At 50.4% G+C, this 5,761-nt stretch carries 8 protein-coding genes; 5 read left to right on the top strand and 3 right to left on the bottom strand.

Features of this window, described 5'->3' with window-relative positions; translation table 11 throughout:
* A partial coding sequence (locus tag FDW87_RS15000) for a CTP synthase (RefSeq protein WP_137379934.1) occupies window positions 1-680 on the bottom strand: 680 nt, incomplete at its 3' end.
* 198 nt (window positions 681-878) lie between these two features.
* Between FDW87_RS15000 and FDW87_RS15005 the strand changes: the two genes are divergently transcribed.
* On the top strand, window positions 879-1,226 hold the full coding sequence (locus FDW87_RS15005; RefSeq protein WP_016152799.1) for a DUF488 domain-containing protein: 348 nt from the start codon (window positions 879-881) through the stop codon (window positions 1,224-1,226).
* A gap of 7 nt (window positions 1,227-1,233) precedes the next feature.
* On the opposite strand, the gene FDW87_RS15010 is transcribed toward FDW87_RS15005, so the two are convergent.
* Window positions 1,234-1,482 (bottom strand): DUF333 domain-containing protein, encoded by a 249-nt coding sequence (locus FDW87_RS15010; protein ID WP_016156296.1) that lies wholly within the window; start codon window positions 1,480-1,482, stop codon window positions 1,234-1,236.
* 186 nt (window positions 1,483-1,668) lie between these two features.
* Here FDW87_RS15010 and FDW87_RS15015 point away from each other — a divergent pair, with 186 nt between their 5' ends.
* From FDW87_RS15015 to yoaJ, 3 genes are read left to right on the top strand one after another with little or no spacing between them, the layout of a single operon-like run.
* The gene (locus tag FDW87_RS15015) at window positions 1,669-2,694 is read left to right on the top strand and encodes a sensor domain-containing diguanylate cyclase (protein ID WP_016156295.1); all 1,026 of its coding nucleotides are present in this window, start codon (window positions 1,669-1,671) and stop codon (window positions 2,692-2,694) included.
* Between the two features lie 47 nt (window positions 2,695-2,741).
* Window positions 2,742-2,840, top strand: coding sequence for a YoaK family small membrane protein (locus FDW87_RS15020; RefSeq protein WP_032941789.1), 99 nt, complete (start codon window positions 2,742-2,744; stop codon window positions 2,838-2,840).
* Window positions 2,841-2,842: 2 nt separating this feature from the next.
* A complete protein-coding gene (gene yoaJ / locus FDW87_RS15025) occupies window positions 2,843-2,917 on the top strand; it encodes a protein YoaJ (RefSeq protein ID WP_101700011.1) in 75 nt (24 codons plus the stop codon).
* Window positions 2,918-2,966: 49 nt separating this feature from the next.
* On the opposite strand, the gene FDW87_RS15030 is transcribed toward yoaJ, so the two are convergent.
* Window positions 2,967-3,215 carry a GlsB/YeaQ/YmgE family stress response membrane protein gene (locus FDW87_RS15030; RefSeq protein WP_016152796.1) on the bottom strand — a complete coding sequence of 83 codons (249 nt, stop codon included), beginning with the start codon at window positions 3,213-3,215 and terminating at the stop codon, window positions 2,967-2,969.
* Window positions 3,216-3,575: 360 nt separating this feature from the next.
* On the opposite strand from FDW87_RS15030, the gene fdhF reads away from it, so the two are divergent.
* Window positions 3,576-5,723 carry a formate dehydrogenase subunit alpha gene (fdhF, locus tag FDW87_RS15035; protein WP_137379894.1) on the top strand — a complete coding sequence of 716 codons (2,148 nt, stop codon included), beginning with the start codon at window positions 3,576-3,578 and terminating at the stop codon, window positions 5,721-5,723.
* The last annotated feature ends 38 nt before the right edge of the window (window positions 5,724-5,761 follow it).

The raw sequence follows: 5,761 nt of genomic DNA on the forward strand, positions 1-5,761 counted from the left end.
TGAACTAACGGCACGGGTTTTCCCGCCAGCGCTCCACGTTCATGCTGAAAGAGTGTGCCGACAAAAAAAGGATGCGTCACCAGCTCAATGGCACGGATATCACCAGCCTCATCCCAGCCAGTCACACGAAGATCACCGCTCTCAAGCTCGGCGGCAAAATCTTCCGATACGCCATAGTTGCAGTGATACCCCTCGGAGATAACACCCCGTCCGTAGGCTTTGGCAATCAGCGTATTGGCCCTCAGTTCAATATCATCCGTTTTTTCTACCAGCGAGCAGGTCAACGGTGCGATGACCATCCGCCCCGTGGTATCCGTTTCCGCATGGGCAGCATCACTCCAGCCCAGCACGTTGCGGGCATACTCCAGAATCGCATGTTGAAAACCGCCACAGGTCCCGAGGAATGGGATGCTGTTTTCACGCGCGTAGCGTATCGCGATCAGTGCGCCTTCCAGGTGCCGATATGGACTGCCAGGAACGACCCAAATAGCATCATAGCCAATCAGATCTTCACTGCTGCTAATATCAGAGGTGGTTAGCCAGTCATAATCAGCCACTAATTCCAGGACGGCAGCGGCATCATCGATGGCAAGAGGAATGGCCTGATGCGCCACAATATCAGGGCTGTAATCACCCACCAGCGCAATGCGAAGCGTATCTTTAAACGGGGAAATTTCCATTAAGCTTTCCTTATGTCCAGACAATGAGGGACAACATAAGGAGCCTCAGCCTACCGATTTTTTGTTGGTATCACAATCCCTTAAATTGGGAGTCAGGACGGGCAGAATGTTACAATTGTCACGTTTTACGATCTTATTTAACCGTAATAAAGGTGTCGAAATATATCAAAGCAGTGGATTAATGGAGCGGATGAAAAGATGAAAATTCAATGTAAACGCGTATATGACCCAGCAGAAAAAAATGATGGTTATCGCGTACTGGTCGACAGGTTGTGGCCTCGCGGGGTAAAAAAGACCGACCTTATTTTTAACGAATGGAATAAAGCGCTTACGCCGTCATCTGATTTACGCAAGGCGTTCCACGCAGAATTGATTGATTTCACACACTTTTCCGAGCAATATCGCGCTGAACTGGCCCTACAGCAGCAGGAAGGAAAGCGTCTCGCAGAGATTGCCCGACAGCAAACCTTAACGCTACTGTATGCGGCGAAAAACACCCAGCAAAACCACGCGCTGGTGCTGGCTGAATGGATACGTCAATGCTAACCGGATTTCATTTGCCCGTTGTCGGATGATCTCTGCGCCAGAGCGCCCATTCATCAATCACTTCCCCGCCCGGTAATTTGCAGTCCGACCTTACGCCTTGCGGGATCTGCACCGCAATCAGCGAGCCGCCCTTTTGTTCGCAATATACCGATGCCGGATTCGCCAGACCAATCTTCGGCGGTTTGGGGGCTTCGGGCTGAGTGGTACATCCCGCTAACACCAACAAGCCGGGCAAAATAATAGACGCCAGTTTCATATCGACTCCTGTTAAAAACCTTATCCCGGCAGGTTACCCCGACTTTCCATCTATCTCCATGTTTTACTGCCAGCTTTCAATTTAATGTTTAAGTTTTGAGCGGGATGGCGTGTTTCATCTTTCATCTTGATGTTCTATCATGCGGGCCACGTCAGCCCAGTCATTACTCAGGAGCATTTACACCTCATGTCGGACATGATCCTTGCCAGAGTCTCACAATCCTTAGCCACGGAGCAGTCAGTTGAGAGCCTGGTTCGGCAACTTCTGGAGATGCTGGAAGTGGTGACTGAGATGGAATCCACCTATTTAACCAAGGTCGATTTAGATGCCCGCCTGCAGCATATTTTGTATGCGCGCAATAGCAAGCAGATGCAGATCCCTGAAGGGCTGTCCGTACCCTGGGATGAGACGCTATGCAAACGCGCCATAGACGAAAACTGTCTGTACAGCGACAACGTCCCCGCTCGCTGGCCAGAGTGTACCGCCGCCCGCGCGCTGGAGATAACCACTTTCCTGAGCACGCCGATTCATCTTCCCGACGGAACGTTTTACGGTACGCTCTGCGCCACCAGTCGCCACCAGCACGCATTAAGCCAACGTGGCGAACAGGTGTTACATCTGTTTGCGGGCCTGATCGCCCAGTCAATTCAAAAAGAGTCGCTGGTTGCTCAGTTACGTGAAGCGAATGCCGCGCTGATTGCGCACTCTTACACCGATGCCCTGACCGGATTACCGAATCGGCGCGCCATTTTTGAAAATGTTGAGACTCTTTTTTCCCTTGCCCGACATCTCAGGCAGAAGATTATTTTTGCCTATATTGATTTGGATGATTTCAAATTGATCAATGACCGCTTTGGCCACGAGGTTGGCGACCAGTTTCTGATCCAGATTGGTCAGCGTCTGCTTCGCGAATGCGGTGACAATGATATCCTTGGCCGACTGGGTGGTGACGAATTTTTAGTCGTGAGCCTGTCACCGGAAGATGACAGGGATCCGCGGGACCGCCTGCAGCAGGTGAAAAATCAGCTACAACAGCAAATTTGTGGTGACTACCACCTGGGCGACATTCATCTATTTTATCCTGGCGCCAGTCTGGGCGTGGTGGAAATTAATCCGTTGGAGACTGATGTAAACTGCGCGCTTCACCTCGCAGACAGCGCAATGTACAAGGATAAAAAGCGTCAGGATAAAACCACTTTTGTCGTACATTAAGCCCTGCTATGCTAACCCGTCTTTAAATAACTCTGGCAGATAATCGTATGCGACTCGGTATTATTTTCCCCGTCATCATTTTCATTTCCGCTGTCGTTTTCTTATCCTGGTTTTTTATTGGCGGCTACGCTGCGCCGGGAGCATAACGATGAAAAAAACAACGCTTATTATGATTGGCGTGGCTATCATCGTCGTTCTGGGAACAGAATTCGGCTGGTGGTGACCTAAGAAAAAGGCCACATATTAGTGGCCTCTATTGTCTGTATGTTTACTTAGCTTTTGATTTTTCTGTAGATAAACAACACCACAATCGCACCGATCACCGCCACGGCGAAACTGCCGAAGTTGAAACCATCGACTTTACCAAAACCAAAGAAGGTGCTGATCCAGCCACCCACTACCGCACCGACAACCCCTAAGATAATGGTCATAAAGAATCCGCCGCCATCTTTACCCGGCATAATCCATTTTGCCAAAATCCCAGCAATAAGACCGAAAACCACCCATGAAATAATGCCCATAATTTCCCTCACTTATGTTTTTAAATTAACGATTCACTCGTCGTATAAAAGCATAGCATAGCGCTGAAAAATTAAAATTTGTGATCGCTATCACTTCTGTTTTTCATCTTTTTCCGATGTTTCATAAGGTTACACCTCTGACCGGCAGACTAAATTTTGTCGCGCCTCGTCATTAATGTCGAATCGTCAGTCATTCTGCTTAAGGCTTTGGCCGTCAGCCCCTGCTATTGCTGGGTTTTCACTTCTGGCACACTTTATGCTTAAACAGTCCGTCACTACGACACATCGTAGTCCGCGATGCGTATCGCGTGACTGCGTCTACAATTCGCGCTATTTCAGCATTTAACAGGTCTGTTATTGATGAAAAAAATCACCAGTGTATGCCCATACTGTGGGGCCGGGTGCAAGCTCAAGCTTGTTGTTGAGAATAACAAAATCATCCGCGCTGAGGCCGCAGAGGGTGTAACGAACCAAAATCAGTTATGCCTGAAAGGCTATTATGGTTGGGACTTTCTTAACGACACTCGCCTTCTGACTCCCCGTCTGACCCGCCCGATGATCCGTTATGAAAAAGGTGGAAAATTCACTCCCGTTAGCTGGGATGAAGCCATTCGTTACACCGCAAAACGCTTAACTGAAATCAAAAATACCTATGGCCCTCGTGCCATCATGACCACCGGATCTTCCCGTGGAACAGGGAATGAGACCAACTACGTGATGCAAAAATTCGCACGTGGCGTGCTCCATACCAACAATGTCGATTGCTGTGCCCGCGTCTGTCACGGCCCTTCCGTGGCCGGGTTACAGGAAACGTTAGGCAATGGCGCCATGAGCAATTCCATCAGCGACATTGAAAACTCAAAATGCCTGCTGATCTTTGGTTATAACTGTGCCGATTCACACCCAATTGTGGCCCGCTGGGTAATTAAAGCTCGCCAGAACGGTGCAAAAATCATTGTCTGCGACCCACGCCGGATTGAAACTGCCCGTATCGCTGACCAACATTTGCAGTTGAAAAACGGTTGCAATATGGCGCTGGTCAACGCCTTTGGCCATGTTCTCATCGAGGAGCAACTCTACGATCGCGAGTATGTACAAAAGCATGCGGAAGGACTGGAAACATACTGGGAAACCGTTAAGGAGTATGCGCCTGAAGACGTTGAACATTTAACCGGTGTTCCCGCACAGCAGGTTCGTCAGGCGATGCGTACATTTGCTGCGGCGCCATCGGCCACCGTGATGTGGGGGATGGGCGTCACCCAGTTTGGTCAGGCCGTTGACGTGGTTCGTGGTTTGTCGAGCCTGGCCTTGCTGACCGGAAATCTGGGACGCCCTAACGTCGGTGTTGGCCCGGTGCGCGGGCAAAATAACGTGCAGGGCGCGTGCGATATGGGGGTGCTACCTAACCAGTTTCCAGGGTATCAGGACGTAACCGATTTCGCCGTCAGGGAGAAATTTGCCACCGCATGGGGCATTGACGTTAATCAGATGGATGACAAGGTTGGGACCCGCATCACCGAAGTTCCGCATCTGGCTATCGAAGGCAAAATCAAAGCCTACTACATCATGGGAGAAGACCCACTGCAAACCGAGGCCGATTTGGGTCTGGTCCGCGAAGGATTTAACGCGCTCGATTTTATCGTCGTGCAGGATATCTTCATGACCAAGACGGCGGAAATGGCCGATGTCCTCCTGCCTGCCACCTCATGGGGTGAACACGGTGGCGTCTTTACCTGTGCCGATCGCGGTTTCCAGCGTTTTGAGAAAGCGATTGAACCCACCGGTGATGTAAAGCGTGACTGGGAGATTATCAGCCTGCTGGCCAGCGAAATGGGTTATCCAATGCAGTATCAAAATAACCAGCAAATCTGGGATGAGATGCGCGAGCTGTGTCCACTGTTCTACGGCGTGACCTATGAGAAAATGGGTGAGATGGGTCATGTTCAGTGGCCATGTCCCGATCTCGATAGTCCTGGTACGCCCTACCTTTACGCGCACAGCCAGTTTGATACCGCCAATGGCAAAGGCAAACTGTTTGCCGCACCGTGGCGAGCGCCTGCAGAAGTTCCTGATGAACAATATCCGCTGGTGCTGTGTACCGTGCGTGAGGTTGGGCACTACTCCTGCCGTTCGATGACCGGCAACTGCGCAGCGTTGCAAGCACTGGCAGACGAACCTGGGTATGTGCAAATCAATACCCATGATGCTGAAAAACTGGGTATTCGTCATCGCGATCTGGTATGGGTCAGCTCGCGCCGCGGTAAGGTTATCAGCCGCGCGGATGTCTCCGAGCGCATCAATGCCGGAACGGTCTATATGACCTATCAATGGTGGATTGGCGCGTGTAACGAGTTAACCCAGGACAATCTCGATCCTATTTCGAAAACGCCGGAAACCAAATATTGCGCCGTAAATATTGAGCACATTACCGATCAGGGGTGGGCAGAAAAATATGCCGCACAAACGTATAGCGATATGAAGTCACGTCTATGTGAGGCTATTGCGTAAATCACCGCCATCATCGCCTGAGTCTGGCTTTCCAGACT

Source organism: Citrobacter sp. wls826 (genome assembly GCF_005281245.1).
Classification (GTDB): domain Bacteria; phylum Pseudomonadota; class Gammaproteobacteria; order Enterobacterales; family Enterobacteriaceae; genus Citrobacter; species Citrobacter braakii.